Annotated in this window: 8 protein-coding genes; 5 read left to right on the top strand and 3 right to left on the bottom strand. The window is 41.3% G+C overall.

Going from position 1 to position 19,013, the window contains the following annotated elements:
- Positions 1 to 116: 116 nt before the first annotated feature.
- From LQ201_RS19230 to LQ201_RS19220, 3 genes are read right to left on the bottom strand one after another with little or no spacing between them, the layout of a single operon-like run.
- Positions 117 to 2,462: a glycoside hydrolase family 127 protein gene (locus tag LQ201_RS19230; RefSeq protein ID WP_230144912.1), complete on the bottom strand. Its 2,346-nt coding sequence runs from the start codon at positions 2,460 to 2,462 to the stop codon at positions 117 to 119.
- A gap of 14 nt (positions 2,463 to 2,476) precedes the next feature.
- Positions 2,477 to 3,346, bottom strand: a complete 870-nt coding sequence (locus tag LQ201_RS19225; protein WP_230146666.1) for a sialate O-acetylesterase — start codon at positions 3,344 to 3,346, stop codon at positions 2,477 to 2,479.
- Position 3,347: 1 nt separating this feature from the next.
- Complete coding sequence (locus tag LQ201_RS19220; protein WP_230144910.1) at positions 3,348 to 4,676, bottom strand: rhamnogalacturonan acetylesterase; 1,329 nt, start codon at positions 4,674 to 4,676, stop codon at positions 3,348 to 3,350.
- A gap of 788 nt (positions 4,677 to 5,464) precedes the next feature.
- On the opposite strand from LQ201_RS19220, the gene LQ201_RS19215 reads away from it, so the two are divergent.
- The 5 genes from LQ201_RS19215 to LQ201_RS19195 are packed head-to-tail and all read left to right on the top strand — an operon-like array spanning position 5,465 to position 19,009.
- Positions 5,465 to 12,502, top strand: a complete 7,038-nt coding sequence (locus LQ201_RS19215; protein WP_230144909.1) for a type I polyketide synthase — start codon at positions 5,465 to 5,467, stop codon at positions 12,500 to 12,502.
- Positions 12,503 to 12,525: 23 nt separating this feature from the next.
- On the top strand, positions 12,526 to 16,761 hold the full coding sequence (locus LQ201_RS19210) for a type I polyketide synthase (RefSeq protein ID WP_230144908.1): 4,236 nt from the start codon (positions 12,526 to 12,528) through the stop codon (positions 16,759 to 16,761).
- Between the two features lie 35 nt (positions 16,762 to 16,796).
- Entirely contained in the window at positions 16,797 to 17,045 is a 249-nt protein-coding gene (locus tag LQ201_RS19205) for a phosphopantetheine-binding protein (RefSeq protein WP_225876570.1), read from the top strand.
- Positions 17,033 to 17,797 carry an alpha/beta fold hydrolase gene (locus LQ201_RS19200; RefSeq protein WP_230144907.1) on the top strand — a complete coding sequence of 255 codons (765 nt, stop codon included), beginning with the start codon at positions 17,033 to 17,035 and terminating at the stop codon, positions 17,795 to 17,797. The genes LQ201_RS19205 and LQ201_RS19200 overlap by 13 nt, the downstream gene beginning before the upstream one ends.
- Positions 17,798 to 17,809: 12 nt before the next feature.
- Positions 17,810 to 19,009 (top strand): glycosyltransferase, encoded by a 1,200-nt coding sequence (locus LQ201_RS19195; protein ID WP_230144906.1) that lies wholly within the window; start codon positions 17,810 to 17,812, stop codon positions 19,007 to 19,009.
- The last annotated feature ends 4 nt before the right edge of the window (positions 19,010 to 19,013 follow it).

Below are 19,013 nucleotides of genomic sequence, written 5' to 3'. Positions count from 1 at the left end.
ATAAAGCTTCAAATGGACCCTGAAACAAGTTCAGGAGGACGATCGCCTTTAAACTCATCGTCATTTCGATCAACATTCCCTGGTCTGTGTCCTCACAGACCACATCAACATAAAGCTTATCTCACCAACCTCACTTCATATACATTTGCAATAGCGGATCCCTGATCGGCAACAAATTTTACTTCTAAATCTGCTTTTAACAGCGCTTTTGGGATTTGGTATTCCTCTGTATAAAAAGTATCACCTTTGCTTCCATCAAGCTTTACATTTTCAATTACAACACCATTAATCAAAATAGAAAAGTTTTTATTCTTTTCTTTTCCGTAAAAAGTTAAGCCCAGCTTATTTGCCGATAAATCTTTGTTTTTAAGCACATAACTAAACCATGCCTTTCCGTTTCTAAAATGCCTTTCCTGATACGTTCCGTTATCGGTTTGCTCGCCCTTAAAATTGTGATCCGATTCTGGCTGCTGTTCTCCAGTGTTGATCAGATCGACGGTTCGCTGTTCCGTTTTCATTTTTTCTTCTTCTGCCAGCTTAATCGCCTTTGCACGCGCTGGCAATGTCTCTTCGCTACTGTAAGGGAAATAAACCACATACCGCTTTTCGGCAAGGGTGTAAAAAGGAACCAATTTTAAAGATTTGTATTTTGGCTGATAGATCGCATTTTGAGCACTGAAGGTTAAACTGTTTTTATCAACCAAAGTAATTTCATTTGCTAAGGTATTTTTTGCTCCTGTAACGAGTGGTGCGTCGCTGATCGGGAATAATGGTCCTGAAGCAATATGCCCCATCCTACTGCCATCAGCTAATAAATTAGGTTGATTTAATGTATCCATCGCTGCAGCGAGCACAACCGGGCCACGAAGAAAGGCCACCCAGTCAGAACCATCGGGCATAAACTCAGTAGTGGTGTGCATTGGCAATGAAATGTTAATTACATCACCCGTAGCCCAAACACGATCGATACTGGCATACCCATTCGCATTACTTTCGATGGCAACTTTTTTTCCATTCACCAAAACAGTCATTTTTCCCTGTTCTATCCAAACCGGCTGACGAAAATGCAGGGTAAAACGTTGCTTGTTCTTTAACTGAAGTTTGATTGTCGTATTTTCAGCATCTGGAAAAAGTGTTTGTTGTGTAAGCTGAATACCTTTTTCCTTCCAGTTTAAGGTAGAAGGAATGAATAGGTTTACGTACACATCATTCTTGCAATAGGCATAAATCAGCTCTCCATATTTACCATGGTTTTCCAATCCCGAGCCTACACAGCACCAGAAACTCTCCTGCGGACTCGAATAAGTACGGTAATGCCCAGGCCGCATCGGTGTAAAATAGACAAAACCACCTTCTGGCCGCTGCGAAGAGAGGATATGATTATAAAGCGTGCGTTCGTAATAATCGAGATAGGTGTTAGAAGGCTCGGCCAGAAATAGCTGTTTGGTGAGTTTCAGCATGTTGTAGGAATTACAGGTTTCTGGGCCTTCCCGCGATTCGGTCATTGAAGAAAAGTTATTGGCCGGATGAAAATGCTCTCTAACACTATTTCCACCTATGGCCACCGTTCTATGTTCTACTACTGTTTTCCAAAAGAAAGCAGCTGCATTTGCCCACGAAGGGTCTTTATCCAGCAAGGCGATCTGTTCAAAACCGATTACCTTAGGAATCTGTGTGTTCGCATGTAAACCATTCAGGGAATCAGTATTTTTCAGCAATGGTTTTAGGATAGATTGATCTGAAAACCGCTTCGCCAATTGAAGGTATTTTTGATTACCGGTTATCGCATAAACATGGGCGAAAGTTTCATTCAACCCACCATGTTCGCTTTTTAGAAGTTCCTGTACTTGCTGATCAGATAAATTCGAGACCAGATCTACACACCAGTCGGTGAGTTTTAGGAGCATCTGCTTTGCTTTTACATTACCTGCAACCGCATAAGCATCATATAGACCTGCATAAATTTTGTGGATATTGTACAAAGGAACCCACTTTCCATTCAGCGAAAAACTTGACGATTTGATGTTGCCTGCTTTGATCTCCTTCCAGATTTCTTTTCCACCGGGAATACCTGCCAAATAGCCATCACCATTTTTTACCTGGCATTTATCCAGTTCGGCAATCATGTATTCCATTCGGTCTTTAACCTTAGCATCACCGGTTGAAGCATACATTAAAGCCAGAGCAGATAAATAATGTCCGCCGATGTGCCCATCTAAACCTGTGTTTTCCCAGTTTCCGTAAGATGCTGCTTTAGGTTTTAATCCTGCCTCCCGTAAATAAGGAGCCAAAAGCTTATCCGCATCAAGCGAAAGCATATATTTTTTGTCAGTTTCCTGAGCCTGCTTAAATGGCCCTTCGAGCAAACGTACTTCCGTTAAATTAAATGGCTGTAAGCTCGCCTGTCCGAAAGTAGTTCCATACAGGGCGGTAAACAATACAGCGGTAATTATTTTTTTCATTGTTAAATGATGATCTATTTTAAATGTTTATTTATCTCCTCAGCCATTCTTAATCCCAGGTCCCAAGTCCCCTTGGTACCAAAATGGATGTAATCTTTTGGATAAGGTGTATTTTTATCACCTGCTCTTTGGCTAAGATCATCAGTAAGTATAACATAAGCATTACGGACAGATAATGATGTTTTAGCACTCGACGCTACTTCACGCTGTCCGTTTCGAACTTCATCTATTGCTATACTCTTATTGGGTGGTGGGTACACATACCCATAAACAAACAGCATGTTGGCTGTTTTTAAATCCTGTCTCACCCGAATAATGAATTGCTTCAAGTTTTTACCGTAACTCTTGCTTATCTCCTCCCCTTTATCAGCATCGGATTCGCCCTGCTGCCACAACATCCCCTTAATCACAGGTTGATAACCACGTTTTACCAAACTATCCAACCCAGATTTAACCGTACTCATAAATATCTTATATTGTAACCCTTGGTTTATTGTATCCTCTTGATCCTTCCCTGGATTCCATTGTTTATAAAGATTGGTACCACTATGTGCATGTTTTATAATGCCTATACGAGCTTTTGGACGAAGAATTTGTAATTGTGATCCAAAACCCAGTTCCAGGCCAAAACGGTCGGGCGATTCTGAAGAAGCATGTAATGGAAACCATTGATCAGGTAAAAAATTACTATTAAGATGAGGTTTTCCTGAATGAAAAATCAAAACCCTGCGATCAACTTTCATCGAATCATCCATATTGGACAAGTATCCTTGACCAGTTGCATTCGACTGTCCACCAATTAGATAAACCTCAATTACAGGCTTTTTTTGTCCGAAACAAGAAAAGCAAATAAAAGTTAATATTAAAATTAAGTTACTTCTCATTTTAATTCCCATCTGGCTTAATTATACTGCTTTTAGGGCTCTCTGGCCAGTGCCAATCTGCAGGATTATCTGGTTTTGCCGGATTAAATTTTGGCAGATCATCTACCAGATATTTCGCAATCCCTAATTTCTGTTCTTTAATCCCTAAGATGATGCATTGCGCAATTTCATATGCCCCATACGGATTAAAGTGTGTGTTATCGGCCAATGCCTTATCCTGACCAGGATAACTGTTAGCAGGATAATGAACAAAGGCTTTTTTAGATGGCTCTTCGCCTAATGCATTAAACAAGGTCGATGTCATGGCATTCAGATCAATCAAAGCAACTTTCTCTTCAGCAGCTACCTTACGTGCAGCATCCGGAAAATCGCCAAGAGAGTTCACAATTTTTCCATCGGGGCCAAAAGACCTTCTACTGGTTGAGGTAACCACAACAGGGATTCCTCCTTTTTTCTTCACTTCCGAAATGAATGTTTTTAACCTTTCGGTATACGATTTATAGGCGCCATCGTTGGGCCCTTTATCTTTTTGATCATTATGTCCAAATTCAATAAAAAGGTAATCGCCAGGTTTCATCACACTTAAAACCTTCGCTAATCTTTTACTCCCTAAAAACGAACCCAGCGTTAAGCCAGATTCTGCATGATTGGCAATCGCAATACCAGGTTTAAAAAAACGCGGAATCATCTGTCCCCACGATGCCCATGGCTCATCATCCTGGTTCACCACAGTCGAGTTCCCTGCTAAGAAAACGGTAACCTGATCTTCAACCTTCGTAATTTCGAGCGCCTGTAGAGCGGTTTGATGGTCGAATTCTAATGTAAGCTTATCATCCCAATCGAGCTTGCTAAGTTCGCGTGGCTTCAGCGAAACCAATTGCCCGCCGGCGATATGTTTATCTTTAATATTTACAATAAAAGTTTTAGTTAGCGATTGCCCTGCTGTGGTTTTCACGTTTTCGAGCATCAACCTTCTCGATTCTGCTTTTACTGTACTTAATGCGGGGCCTTTCGGATCGCCAAGTGTAACTGTTATTTTATAATTACCTTCTGGAACGGTCACCGAAAAATAAAATGGTTTATCACTTTTTACCAGATCTGAAGTTAAATAATTCTTCCCACCATAATCTACGCCTACAACTTTCGAATCAAAATCGAAACCATAACCCTTTTCTGTGCTGTAAACATCAGTTGGCAAAACTGGTGTATAACCTTTAGCAATCTTTCCGGTACCAAAATCAAATTTGTAATTGGTTTTTTCCTGGGCCTGGGATAGATTGACAATTAAACCAAGAAAAATGAATGGCTTAATAAACTTTTGAATGCTCATATACTTAAGGTTTGACGTAGGATCTGTTTGATGACTAAATCCATCATGATCACTTTCCTAAAATCTGGTTAAATAAACGTCTACTTGACATTTATAAACGAATATATAAAAACAATTCCCAATTAAAACGAGAATGAATCGTGTATTTAAAATTTAAGCATTTTTTTAGTAAAAGCGCGTTGTCGACAAACACGAAAAACAACAAACACTCAATAATAAATACTAATTAATACTACAATCATAAACAATTCACAACGCCACATAAATTTCTTCAATTTTTAATTAAAAATTCATAAGCCTGAGGAATACGAAGCAATAAGACCAAAAACTCCATTTCACGAACTTAAAACAACAAAAACTTGATGATTTCTAACAAAAAAATCTAAAAAAACTAAATACAAAACGTATTAAATCAATCAATTATAAAAATTAATCCGTAAATTAACCCATTATTAATACTAACTCAATATGGATAGTCTTTTTTTGTATTTGAAATTTAAATACACCACATAAAGGGCCATAATTGAAGATATTAATTAGATTTTCGTTCATAAAATTCATTTTTAAATGAAATGATTGCTTACCTTTCAAGCACTTGTTCAGTTCATTCATTTATGAATTTTTAAAACAATTTGACTTTATCAAATCGTATATTAGTCTAATTAATCATACACACTAATTACAGCATTAAAAAGCTGTGTTATTGCGTATTACAGGCAGGCATAAAGAACCATTATGTTTCGCTTTTAGTCATCCATCAAACAGAAGAAGTAGAAAAATCTAAAGCCATGAATAAACACGCCATTATTGCAGTAACTCCTTTTGAAATCCCTGACAGCAAATTGGTTTTTAATTTACAAAAAGCAGATTGCTTTCCAGTTCTCAGTCTTGGACATCATGTAGCAAACGCCGAAAATGCGCTTCAATCAATTTTAGCATCGGGCATCAATGATTTCGGTGTTAGTATCAATTCAGTAGAATTGGCTGATATCGATCTTCCTACCCAAGTAAGTTTAATTATTGCACCGCATGATTTCGTACTAAAGCGTAAAACATCAGCTAAAATTATCTATCAGGTTTTTGATCTTGAGTCGGCACTGGCCGCACAAGCTAATGGCGCGGATGGAATTATAGTAAAAGGAAATGAAGGCGCAGGCCGTGTGGCATACGAATCTTCTTTTGTACTTTTTCAACGGATTATTAAAGAAATTACCACTATTCCGGTTTGGGTTCAGGGTGGTGTAGGTATTCATACAGCGGCTTCTTTAATGGCCCAGGGCGCAGCAGGAATTATTTTAGATAGCCAACTTGCCTTATTCCCAGAATGTTCCGCTCCTGAAGATTTAAAAACGGTTTGTGGTAAATTAAGTGGAACAGAAACCAAACTGATCGATAAAGCTCGCGTATTGGCCCGTCCAAATTCACCGGCATTGGCAGAAGATATAGATTATAATGGCCTTCAAAAATATTTTAAAGGTTACGACCTGGAAACAAATTATCTTCCAATGGGTCAGGACATTGCCTTATCGATAGATCTGGTTACCAAATACAAAAAACTTGACAAGCTGGTTTTTGGCATAAAAGAAGCCATTTACGGCCATTTAAAACAGGCCAAAGCCATCAATGTGATAAAAGCGGACAACTCGCTTGCTAAAGATTTAAATATCACATACCCTATCGCACAAGGCCCAATGACCAGGGTAAGCGATGTAGCACCGTTTGCAGATGCAGTTTCGGAAGCCGGTGCCTTATCGTTTATAGCGTTATCCCTACTAAAAGGTGCATCGGCAAAAAACCTGATCGAAGAAACCAAAAAACTGGCCGGCGAAAAAACCTGGGGCGTAGGTATTTTAGGTTTTGCACCACAAGAGCTTAGAGATGAGCAACAGGAATATATATTAAATGCGAAACCTCCTGTTTTGTTAATTGCAGGCGGAAGGCCATCGCAGGCTAAACCCTTCGAAAAAGCAGGGATTAAAACTTTTCTCCATGTACCCTCTGCTTCTCTTTTAGATATGTTCTTAAAAGAAGGCGCTAAACGTTTCGTATTCGAAGGCCGCGAATGCGGTGGTCACGTTGGCCCCCTATCCAGCATGGTATTGTGGGAAAAACAGATTGAACGTTTATTAAAAGAAGAAAATCCGGAAAGCATCAGTGTTTTCTTCGCAGGCGGCATCCACGATTCTTTTTCTGCTGCATTCATTTCAGTAATGGCTGCTCCTTTGGCTGCCAAAGGAATGAAAATCGGTGTATTAATGGGCACAGCTTATTTATATACCAAAGAAGCCGTAAGCAAAGGCGCCATTTTAGATAAGTTCCAACAGGAAGCCATGCAGGCAAACGAAACCGTACTGCTTGAAACCGCTCCAGGACATGAAACCAGGTGTTTAAATTCTTCATTTGCCACTTTCTTTAACGAAGAAAAAAAGAAACTTCAAGCAGAGGGAATGGATAAAAAAGAAATCTGGGCCAAACTTGAAACGCTAAATGTTGGCCGTTTACGTATTGCTGCAAAAGGTATAGAAAGACGCGGCGATGAACTGGTAAAAATCGACGAGGCCGAGCAAACTGACCTGGGCATGTATATGATCGGTCAGATTGCACCTATGCATAAAGAGGTGATGTCATTGCTCGATCTTCATCAGGATGTAGCCGACAATAACTATACACATATTTTAGACGCAACACTTTCTTCACCTCCGGAAAATAAAGCCAAAGCACTGGATGTTGCCATTGTGGGTATGGCCTGTATCTTCCCTGGGGCTAAAAACCTCGAAGAATACTGGCGCAATATCATTCTAGGCAAAGATTCGGTAACCGAAGTACCGGATGAAAGATGGAATAAAGAACTGTATTATAATCCAGATTCTACCGCAGGAGATATGTCGCACTCTAAATGGGGCGGTTTTATCCCGAGGATAGATTTTGATCCCTTAGAATTTGGCATTCCACCACAGTCGCTTGCGGCCATAGAGCCTACCCAACTGCTTACCTTAATGGTAGCTAAACAGGCCATGCAGCACGCAGGTTATGCCAATGGCGGTGTGGATAACGAAAATGTTTCGGTAATTATTGGTGCCGAAGGTGGAAACGATCTGGCCAACAGCTATAGTTTCAGAGGTTTTTACAAACAGGTTTTTGGCGAAATGCCGGCCGAAGTAGATGCCGTATTACCAAAAACAACAGAAGATTCTTTCCCGGGTATTTTGGCGAATGTAATTTCGGGCAGGATCACCAACAGGTTAAACCTGGGCGGTCGAAATTATACGGTTGATGCGGCCTGTGCTTCATCTTTGGCAGCAATAGATCTGGCTTGTCAGGAGTTATTTTTAGAGAAATCGGATATGGTTTTGGCCGGTGGAGCAGATCTGCACAACGGCATTAACGATTACCTCATGTTCTCGAGCACACATGCCCTTTCTAAAAAAGGAAGATGTGCCACTTTTGATGCCGAAGCAGATGGAATTGCCCTTGGCGAAGGTATTGCCATGATCGTATTAAAAAGATATGATGATGCTTTACGTGATGGCGATACGATTTATTCTATTATTAAAGGTGTAGGTGGATCGAGCGACGGCAAAAGCCTTGGTTTAACTGCACCACGTAAAAACGGACAGGTAAATGCTTTAGAAAGGGCTTATAGCCAGGCTGGAATTACGCCATCACTGGTTGGCCTGGTAGAAGCACATGGTACAGGCACAGTGGTTGGTGATAAAACTGAAATCAGCGCATTAACCGACATGCTTAATCAATCGGGTGCAACCGCCGGACAAACGCATTTAGGCTCTGTAAAAACGCAGATTGGCCATACCAAATGCGCTGCCGGAATTGCAGGTTTAATTAAAGCATCGCTATCGGTTTACCATGGTATTAAACCACCTACCATCAATTTAAAAACACCAAATAGTTTCTACAATGCCCAAACAAGTCCATTCGCTTTTCATACCGAAGCTGGTTTATGGATGGAAGAAAAAAGATATGCTGGCGTTAGCGCCTTTGGTTTCGGCGGAACAAATTTCCATGCCGTATTGGAAAGTGCTCAGAATACCGAAAATAAAAACTCAATCTTAAAATCGTGGCCATCAGAACTGTTTGTTTTCAGGGGAGATACTTACGAAGAAGCCAAAAAGCGGGTGATTTCGGTAAAAAATCTCTTAGAGCTGAACGATCAGATCGAACTGAAAGATATTGCCTATAGTTTAGCAACTGCTGATACCAAACCTGTTCAATTGAGCATCGTTGCAAATCATGCAGAAGATCTGGTAATGAAAATCGACCTTGTTTTATCTGGCGTAGAAAGCAAAGACACTTACCTTACTCAAAAACAGGAAGGCAAGGTTGCTTTTATGTTCCCAGGGCAAGGCAGCCAAAGGGTAAACATGGCAAGGGATCTTTTTGTGGTTTTCCCTGAGATGAGAAAACTGCTGAAAGCTTATCCTGAATACGAAAAAATCCTTTTCCCAAATACTGTATTTAATGATGCGGATGCGAAAGCACAAAAAGAACGCATAAAAGATACCCGTATGGCACAACCGCTATTGGGTATTGTTGATCTTGCAATCGCTAACTTCTTAAAATCATTGGGCATTATGCCTGATATGGTTGCGGGCCACAGTTATGGCGAATTGCCTGCGCTTTGTTTTGCTGGTGCTTTTGAAGAAGAAGCCCTGGTGCACCTGAGTGCAGAAAGAGCAAAATCTATTTTAAATGCAGTAGAAAACGGCGATCCTGGTACTATGCTTGCTGTGAGTGCAAAACAGGAAGACCTTGCACAATATCTTGGCGACATCAAAGACGTTTATCCTGTAAACTTTAATGCACCAACGCAATGTGTTATTGCAGGCAGTACAGCAGCTATTGGCCAGTTGGCTGCAGTGTTAAAACAAGCCAAAATATCTTTCCGCCCGCTTGAGGTGGCCTGTGCTTTCCATAGTCCTTTGGTGGCCAAATCGAAACAGCTTTACCAACAAGTGCTTTCTGGTGTAAACTTTAATGATCTAAAAATTCCGGTATGGTCTAACACCACGGCAAAAGAATACCCAACTGAAGCTGCCGCTGTAAAAGAACGTTTGACCGACCATTTAATAAAACCTGTCCTTTTTGTTGATGAGCTTAGGGATATGTATGCTGCCGGCGCCAGGGTTTTCGTAGAAGTTGGCCCTGGCAAGGTGCTAAGTGGTTTAACCAAAGCCTGCATCGGTAAAGACGAAGTGATTTTACACACCGAAGATCAAGGTCAGAATAAACTCAGCAATTTGTTGGGTACACTGGCTGGTTACATGGCTACCGGCCGCGAAATCAAACTCGAAAAATTATTCGAAGGCCGTTCTGTAAAAAGCATCAAATTGGATGAACCTTCAATTTATAAAAAAAGTCCCGCTATCTGGTATGTGAACGGTCAACACGCTGTTCCATCAACGGGTAAACTTCCGGCCAATGGTGCATCTCCTATTACTAAACCGATTATCCTTATGAATAATACCTCTACATTAACTGAAAATCAACAGGTTAATGGCTCAGCCAAAGACTTAATGATGCAGGAGTACCTGCACAGCATGAAAATGCTGATTCAGGCACAACGCGATGTGATGCTTTCCTTTTTAGGGCAGGCTCCTGCGATGCCTTCGCAAATCATTAATCAACCTTTAACATCATACCAGGCACCTCAACCTGTCCGTATCGAAAATCAGATCACGGTAAAACAGGAAGTACCACAAGCACAAACCATCGAAGTAATAACACCTGTGGTTGCACAAAAAGATTTAAAACTGGTGCTTTTGCAGCTAGTAAGCGATAAAACCGGCTATCCGCAAGAAATGTTGGGTATGGAAATGGATCTTGAGGCCGATTTAAGTATCGATTCGATCAAACGTGTAGAAATTATTGGTGCTTTACGTACCGAACTAGGTGGTTTCTCTCAACTAAACCTTCCTGAAGATAAAATTATGGAACAGCTTGCCGGACTTAAAACCTTAAACAGCCTGGTAAACTGGCTTATAGAAAACACCGAACAGCCAAAAGCGGTTAGTGCACCTGCTGCAGTAGCTCCAATAATTCAAGCAGAACAAACAAAATTTTCATTAGATCAGCTAAAATCGGCCATTCTTGATATAGTGAGTGAAAAAACCGGCTATCCAAAAGAAATGCTGGGCATGGATTTAGATCTTGAAGCTGATTTAAGTATCGATTCGATCAAACGGATGGAAATTATCGCTTCGCTTAAAGAAAAAATCGGTTTTGGCGCACAAAGTGAACAAGCTGATGATTTAATGGAGAAACTGGCCGCAATTAAAACCTTAAATGCCCTGGTTAACTGGATTGCTGATGTTGAAGCAGAAAGCTCGGAGGTGCTTACAGAAGCAAAAAAGCTTATTGAGGAGAGCATCGATGATCAAACGGTTAAAGAAAAATTATCCCGTTTAAGATTTGAGCTAACTCCTGCTGCATTGACCATTACCGAAGCAGCCATTTTAAAAGGTCAGCGTTTTGCCTTAACCGATGATGGTGGCGGACAGGCGATCAAAATCAAGAAAGTGCTCGAAAAACATGGTGCTATTGCCAATCTGGTGAGCTTCGAAGACTCATTGGATGGCTATCAGGGCCTCATCATTTTGAACATGTTCGAAGCACAGCAAAAAGTAGGCATTCTCGATCATTTCGCAACCATTAAAAAACTAAATTTTGATACCGTAAAATGGGTGTATCTGATTGCAGATACCAAACAATATTTTAACGATCAATCTGATATTTCTTTCTTAAGAAATTATCAGGGTTACTCGGGCTTCTTTAAAAGTTTAGACCGCGAATACGAGCATACCAAATGCCGTTTCATCAGTCTCGAAACCAAAATGTCTCCTGATGAAATCACCAATATTACCTTAAATGAAATCCTGAATCCGGATAAACCTTCGGAGATCATTTACAACGACCATAAAAGACACATTATGGAACTTGTACCGCATCAACTGAGTACAGAAACTGATGCGCACATCCATTTGGATAAAGACGCCGTGGTGATGGTTTTGGGTGGCGCACAGGGAATTACAGCTGAGCTGATGATCCATTTTGCCAAAGATTACCCTTGCAGGTACATTTTGGTAGGCCGCTCTGCAAATCCAATAGCTTCGGCAAATGAAGCCAGTTCTTCGTTAAAAACCAAAGATGAGATCAGACAGTACCTAATTAAACAGGGTGAGATTAAAAAACCTGCCGAAATAGAACAGGAAACGAATCGGATTTACAAAAACAACCAGATTTTACGCTGCATTGCAACTTTAGAAGAAGGTGGATCGACGGTAGTTTACGAATCGTTAGACCTTAAAGATGAAGAGGCGCTGACCCGTTTGATCAATCAGGTTTACGAAGATTATGGTCGCATAGATGGCGTGGTACATGGTGCAGGTTTATTGGAAGACAAACTGTTCCACAGCAAAACTTCCGAATCTTTCGGACGTGTTTTCGACACCAAAGTAACCCCATTAAGGGTATTGGCTGAGCAATTAAGGCCAGAAACCCAATTTGTGATCCTTTTCTCAAGTATTGCTTCTGTTTATGGAAACCGTGGGCAAACCGATTATGCCGCAGCAAACAGTGTAATGGATAAATATGCCTGGGCCTTAAAACAGAAGATTCAAGGCAAGGTAATGGCCATTAACTGGGGACCATGGAAAGGTGCTGGTATGGTTTCACCAACATTAGAAAAAGAATACCAGCGCAGGGGAATTGCATTAATCCCTTTACAGGATGGAATGGAAACTTTCCTGAACGAACTTAAATATGGTAAAGAAAGCCAGGTATTGATCATGGCCGGAAACACCTGGACATAGAAAATCGCATAGCCAAACAGCAGATGAAGAAAAGCGACGTAGCAATTATTGGAATGTCATGCATTTTTCCGGGTGCAAAAGATATGCAGGCCTTTTGGGAGAATATTATCAACCGCGTAGATTCTACACAAGAGGTTCCGGCTGATCGGATTGATCCTGTGCATTTCGACAAAGCAGTTAGCGGGGTAGATCGTTTTTATTGCAATCGAGGAGGTTTTATTCCCGATCATCAATTTGATCCGCAGCGCTTCGGCATTTTACCCTTGGCTGTTGAAGGTACCGAACCCGATCATCTGTTGACCTTAGATCTGGTTCACCAGGCACTGGAAGATGCATCAGTATTCGAAAAAAAATATTCCCTCGATAAAACGGGAATTATTATTGGCAAAGGCAATTATGTGGGGCCCGGGGCAACCCGCGCCATCGAAATTGTAAGAACTGGCGAGCAGATTTCGAGTATATTAAAAGACTTGATGCCACAACTTACTGATGCAGAAATTGAAAAGGTAAAACACGAGTTTCAATTGCGCAAAGGCCGTTTTAGTGCTGATACCGCAATGGGATTGATCCCTAATTTAGTAGCCTCACTGGTAGCCAATCGCCTTAACTTAGGCGGACTGGCTTTTACTTTGGATGCTGCCTGTGCCAGTTCGCTCATCGCAGTTGATCATGGCGTGCAGGAGCTGAATAGTGGCCGTTGCGATATGATTATTGCAGGCGGTGTGCATTTAGGCCAGAATGCTGCTTTTTGGAGCATATTCTCTCAACTGGGCGCTTTATCCAAACAAGAAAAAATAAAACCTTTCGATCAAAACGCCGATGGATTGATTATTGGCGAGGGTTGTGGTTTTGTTGTGCTCAAACGCCTTGAAGATGCCATAAAGGATCAGGATAAAATTTATTCAGTAATTAAAGGTGTAGGCATCAGTAGCGATGGCAGCGGAACCAGTGTAATGAGCCCATCGGTTAAAGGCCAATTAAAAGCCATTACCGAAGCCTGGAAAAACGCAGAACTGGAAAGTAAAAATATTGGCTATTTAGAAGCCCATGGAACAGGTACACCACTTGGTGATAAAACTGAGGTTGAAACTTTAAAACAGTTTTTCGGTCAGGATGCCGATCTGCCAAAAGCAGGTATCGGTTCTGTAAAATCGAATATCGGCCATGCCATGCCCGCAGCAGGTATAGCAGGATTGATCAAATCGAGTCTGGCTTTATATCATGGTATTATACCGCCTACTTTACATTGTGATGAGCCTGTAGCACAACTGGCCGAAACCCGTTTTTCGGCAGTGCAAAAAGCGATAGACTGGAACCAATCGGGTTTACCAAAACTGGCTGCTGTAAATGCATTCGGCTTTGGTGGGATTAATGCCCATGTGGTTTTAACTGCTTACGATACGCCTAAAAAAGATGAAGTTTTGGTCATTGCGAGACCAAGTCATGAGGCCTTGATCGAATCGCTCGAAAATGGAGATTATAGCATTGGGAATGGAAATTTCCGTTTAGTGTTATTTAATCCAAGTTCCGAAAGGATCAAAAAAGCCTTAAAAATTGTGGCTAAAAATTCTCCATGGAGAAATAAACAGGATATCTGGTACACCAATGCGCCACTATTGGCGAACGATGGAAAAATTGCATTTGTTTTTCCGGGTTTAGATGGACTTGCAGGTGGTGAAATCAAATCGGTAGCCGATTATTTCAACATCAGTATCGACGAAAACGAAAAACAGGATGGTCTTTTAAGCGAGGCACTCAACATATTAAACAAAAGCAGCGTTTTAGATCAGGCTTTAAAGCAATTGGGCATTAAATCTGATATGAATGCTGGGCACAGCCTCGGCGAATGGCTCGCAGCAAGATCATCAGAACTGGCAGAAGAAAGTTCAGTAATGAATTTACTGAATGTGCTTAACCCCGAAACTTTTGAGCTGAAAGATTCGCGTTTTATTGCCGTGGGTTGTGGTTTAGACACCCTTCAACCCATCATCGAAAGTATACCCGATTTATACCTTTCTAACGATAATTGCCCACAGCAGGTCATCCTTTGTGGAAGCAAAATCGCACTTGATGAACTGGTTCCAATATTGAAGGTGAAACAGATTTTTCATCAGATTTTGCCTTTCCAATCGGGTTTCCATTCTCCATTTGTAGCAGATAAGCTGGGTTTGATTCTCGAAGGCATGCAGGATATGCAGTTTCGAAAAACCACTACACCGCTTTGGTCGGCCACTACTTTAGAAACTTATCCCGAAGGTTTCGAAGCCATCCGTCAGTTAAGTGCCGAACACCTGATTAAACCAGTTCGTTTCCGCGAGCTTACCGAAAAGTTATATGCAGAAGGTGTACGTGTTTTTATTCAGGTGGGTTCTGGTGGTTTAGTCGGCTTTATCGACGATACTTTAAGGGGAAAAGAAATCAGCACCATTAGTGCAAATGTGCCGATCCGTTCGGGCATTACGCAGTTACAAAGAGTTTTGGCAGCACTTTTTATTGAAGGAAAAGAAATTGGCCTTAATTATCTGGGCAATATCAAATCAACCCCACCGCAAAAAAATAAAGGCATTAAACTCGAACTGGGTTCGCCGATTATCCATAACCTGCAAACACTTAAAGGCTTAACCATTAAACAAGCTCCGTCCACACAAGCTAAAACTTTTGTGGAGGCTAAACATCCGGTTTTACAAGCCTTTAATGAGAATGTGATGGAAATGATCAACATGCAGAGCGAAATGATCGAACTGTTCGAAAATGCAGCTTTACAGGTCGATCAGCCGAGCAACTGGGCACCAACCAAACCAATAAAACCCATAAGGCAGCCTTTTAGCCAAAAACTTGATGTGAGCCTGGAGAACTGCCCTTACCTGATCGATCATTCCCTATTGAGGCAACCAAAAGGCTGGCCAACGGTAGAAGATATGGATCCGGTAATTCCAATGACCATGATTTTTGAAGTGTTTGCTGAAATCGCCAACGCGCAGTCGCCTGAAGAAAAGGTACAGAAAATCATGAACATGCGGGTTTTCCAATGGATGAACGTGGTTAAACCTTTTCAGGAAACCGTAACTGGCGAATGGAAAGACGAGCAAAGGGTTTACCTTAATCTGGAACGTTTTGCCAATGCAGAAGTGCGGTTAGCTGCACAGTTAAGCCCTGCTCCGAAAAGAACTTTCGATATTGGAAAATTATTGGATATCGACCGTACTGCTGCACAGATTTACGATGCGCACATGTTCCATGGACCAGATTACCAGGGCATCAAAAAACTGATTGCTGTTGGCGAAAAAGGAATTACAGGAATCATCGAAGCATCTGGCGGAAAAGGCTCACTGCTTGATAATGCAGGTCAACTGTTTGGTTTATGGCTTCAACTTACTTTAGAAAAAGATCGGATTGCTTTCCCTGTTAAAATTCAGGAAATAGAATTTTTTGGCGATATGGCCGATCAGAAAGGACAATTCGAATGTACCTGTGTACTTACAGAAATAAACGATGAATTTGCCACTGCCGATATCGTGATGAAAAGAGATGGCATCACCTGGCTCATTATATCAGGCTGGCAGAACCGCAGGTTGGAAATAGACGAACCACTTTGGAACGTTTCGATGTCGCCACTCCACAACCGCTTATCGGAAGAGGTTGCACCTGGCGTTTTCCTTTTCGGCAATGCTTATTCGCGTGTGGTATCATGGGATTTTATCCTGAAAAGATATTTCAACCAGACAGAGAAAAAGCACCACCAAAACCTCTTACCCAATAAAAGAAGAACCTGGATGATCAGTCGCGTGGCGGCGAAAGATGCCGTTCGGAATTTATTGAATACACAGAAAAACCAGGCCTGTTACCCCATCACCTTCGAAATCTATTCGGATGAATTCCGCAAACCTTACGTTAAAGGTGGTTTAACAGATAACATCAATATCTCGATTGCACATAAAGGTACCGATGCCGTCGGCATAGCACGTTTTAACGAACCTGTTGGTATCGATATCGAACATATTGAAGAACGGAGCGCCGGTTTCTTCGATCTTGTGTTTAACGATCACGAAATGGCCCTGCTCGAAAGCCGCGACAAAACAGAATGGGCAACCCGGTTCTGGGTAGCCAAAGAAGCTTATGGGAAATACCTGGGCAAAGGTTTACAGGGCAATCCAAAAGCCTATACCGTTGAAGAAATTAACGGCGAAGAATTGCGCATCAATAACATCACAATCAAAACAATCAAACATAAAAACTATATCATCGGATGGACACTATAACTACGAAATTAAGCAGCGAAGAAATCTTCAACCTCATGAAACAATTTATCACCGAAGTAATCGGCGAAGAATTTGTTGAAGAAATGGATATCACCCCTGAAAGTTCTTTCACTAAAGATCTGGAAATGGATAGCATCGAAATTGTATCTTTTTCTGAAAAAATCAAAGCGCATTTTGGCGAACAGATCGATTTTACGGGCTGGTTATCTTCAATGGATTTAGATCAGCTGATCAACTTAAACTTAGGCATGATCATCTCTTATATCGAAGAATGCCAATCATAACGGTAAACGGCAAATCGGTTCACATTCAGGAGCTCAATAAAGGGGCTACTGAAACCATCGTCCTCGTTCACGGGATGTTCAGCAACCTGTCTGTCTATTATTTTAATATCGCGCCGCTATTGGCCACAAAATATCATGTGGTACTGTACGACTTAAAAAGTCATGGCATGAGCGAAAAGGCTTTGGAAGGGTACGACCTGGAGAGCATGACCAACGATCTGTTTGCATTAATGGAGGTTTTAAACCTTCAAAAAGTGCATTTAGGTGGTTATAGCTTCGGTGGATTAATTGCTTTAAAAATGGCCATCCGCTTTCCAGAACGCATTAACAAACTGGCAATAATTGAAGCACCAGATCCGAATGACGATAAAACAAGGGGAATTATTGATGAGTACAGTCGCGAATTTTTAGAACATTACGTTGAAAACTTCACTGATACCACAAAAGTGAAAATGGGTAAAAGGCAGATGGAGCGTAACCACCGCATGTACGAGTACCTTTTTTATCAAACTTCGATTAAAACCGACATGGAACTCGAAAAAGACTTTTTTGGCAGTCCTGCAATCGAAACCATAAAACAGTCTACCCTATTGTTGTATGGTACCGATTCCAATTGCCTTAATGCTGGTAAACATTTAGACGGAATGATTAAAAATGCCTCGTTAATTGCTATACCGGGAGATCATAATATCCCGATACAACAACCATTGGTAATCGCCGAAGCATTGTTAAACTTCTTTCAGGAAATATAAAATTAAACACACATGGCAAAATTTGTATTTGTTGTTCCTCCGCTAACTGGTCATATTAACCCTACGCTAAGTATGGGTACTGCCTTGCTTGAAAGAGGCCACCGTGTAGGATGGATTACTTTAGATGAATCATTAGGCGATAAACTTCCTGCCGGAGGCGAGTTGCTGTTGATCAGTTACAACCAAAACGACCAACAGAAAAAAGATTCAGAGAAATACCTCGATATCATCACCAAAAAGATTGTTTACGGTATCGATAGCATCAAATTTCTGTACGAGGAAGTATTGATTCCGCTTAACAGGCACAGTTATGATGGCATTGCCGAGTTACTCGATCAGTTTAAGCCAGATTTGGTGATCACAGATCATCAAATGTTTGCCGGTGCAATTGCCGCAAGCAATAAAAACTATCCTTATGTTACATCTGTTACCGCACCTGCAGCCATAAAAGTAATGGATGAACTGCCCAAAGTGCATGAATGGGAAGTAAATCAGATTGTAGCCCTGCAAAAAGAATTCGGCATAAATACCACAGATTCTATTGCCTGCTCTGATCTTGCCACTTTGGTATTTACCTCCAGAGATTTTTTTGGGGAGATGGATTTACCCGAGCATTTTAAATTTGTAGGGCCCGTTTTTAACCGCCGCAAAACTACAATTCCTTTCCACTGGGAGGCATTTCATACCAGCAAACCAAAAATACTGGTCAGCATTGGCACCACCTTCGATCATGAGCATAAAAAAGCATTTTTTGCCAAGGTAATCGAGGCTTTCGCTAACGAAGACTTACATGTAGTTGTCGTTTCAGATCCTGCTTTATTTGAGGAATGGCCAGCCAATTTTACGGTGCAGCACCAGGTACCACAATTGGAACTTTTGCCTCACCTTGATGCTGTGGTTTGCCATGGCGGGCACAATACCGTTTGCGAAACCTTGATGAATGGCCTGCCCATGGTGGTTATTCCAATAGCATACGATCAAAGCCATGTTGCCGGACGTGTTTTTAGGGTAGGTGCCGGAGAGCGTTTAAACTTTAACCGTTTTAAAGCCAACCACCTTAAAGAAGCGGTAAACAAAGTGCTGCAGAACGAAAGTTATAAAATCGCCGCAGAACAAATTAAACAGTCCTTTATCGAAGCTGGCGGAACAGAATGTGCCGCCGATTTATTGGAAGCCTTAAGCAACAAAACCTCAAACGTATTCATCAGTTAAATTA

The organism is Pedobacter sp. Bi126, from assembly GCF_918698245.1.
Classification (GTDB): Bacteria; Bacteroidota; Bacteroidia; order Sphingobacteriales; family Sphingobacteriaceae; genus Pedobacter.
The sequence above is the reverse complement of the archived record's forward strand: the minus strand, read 5'-3'. Positions and strand labels throughout refer to the sequence as shown.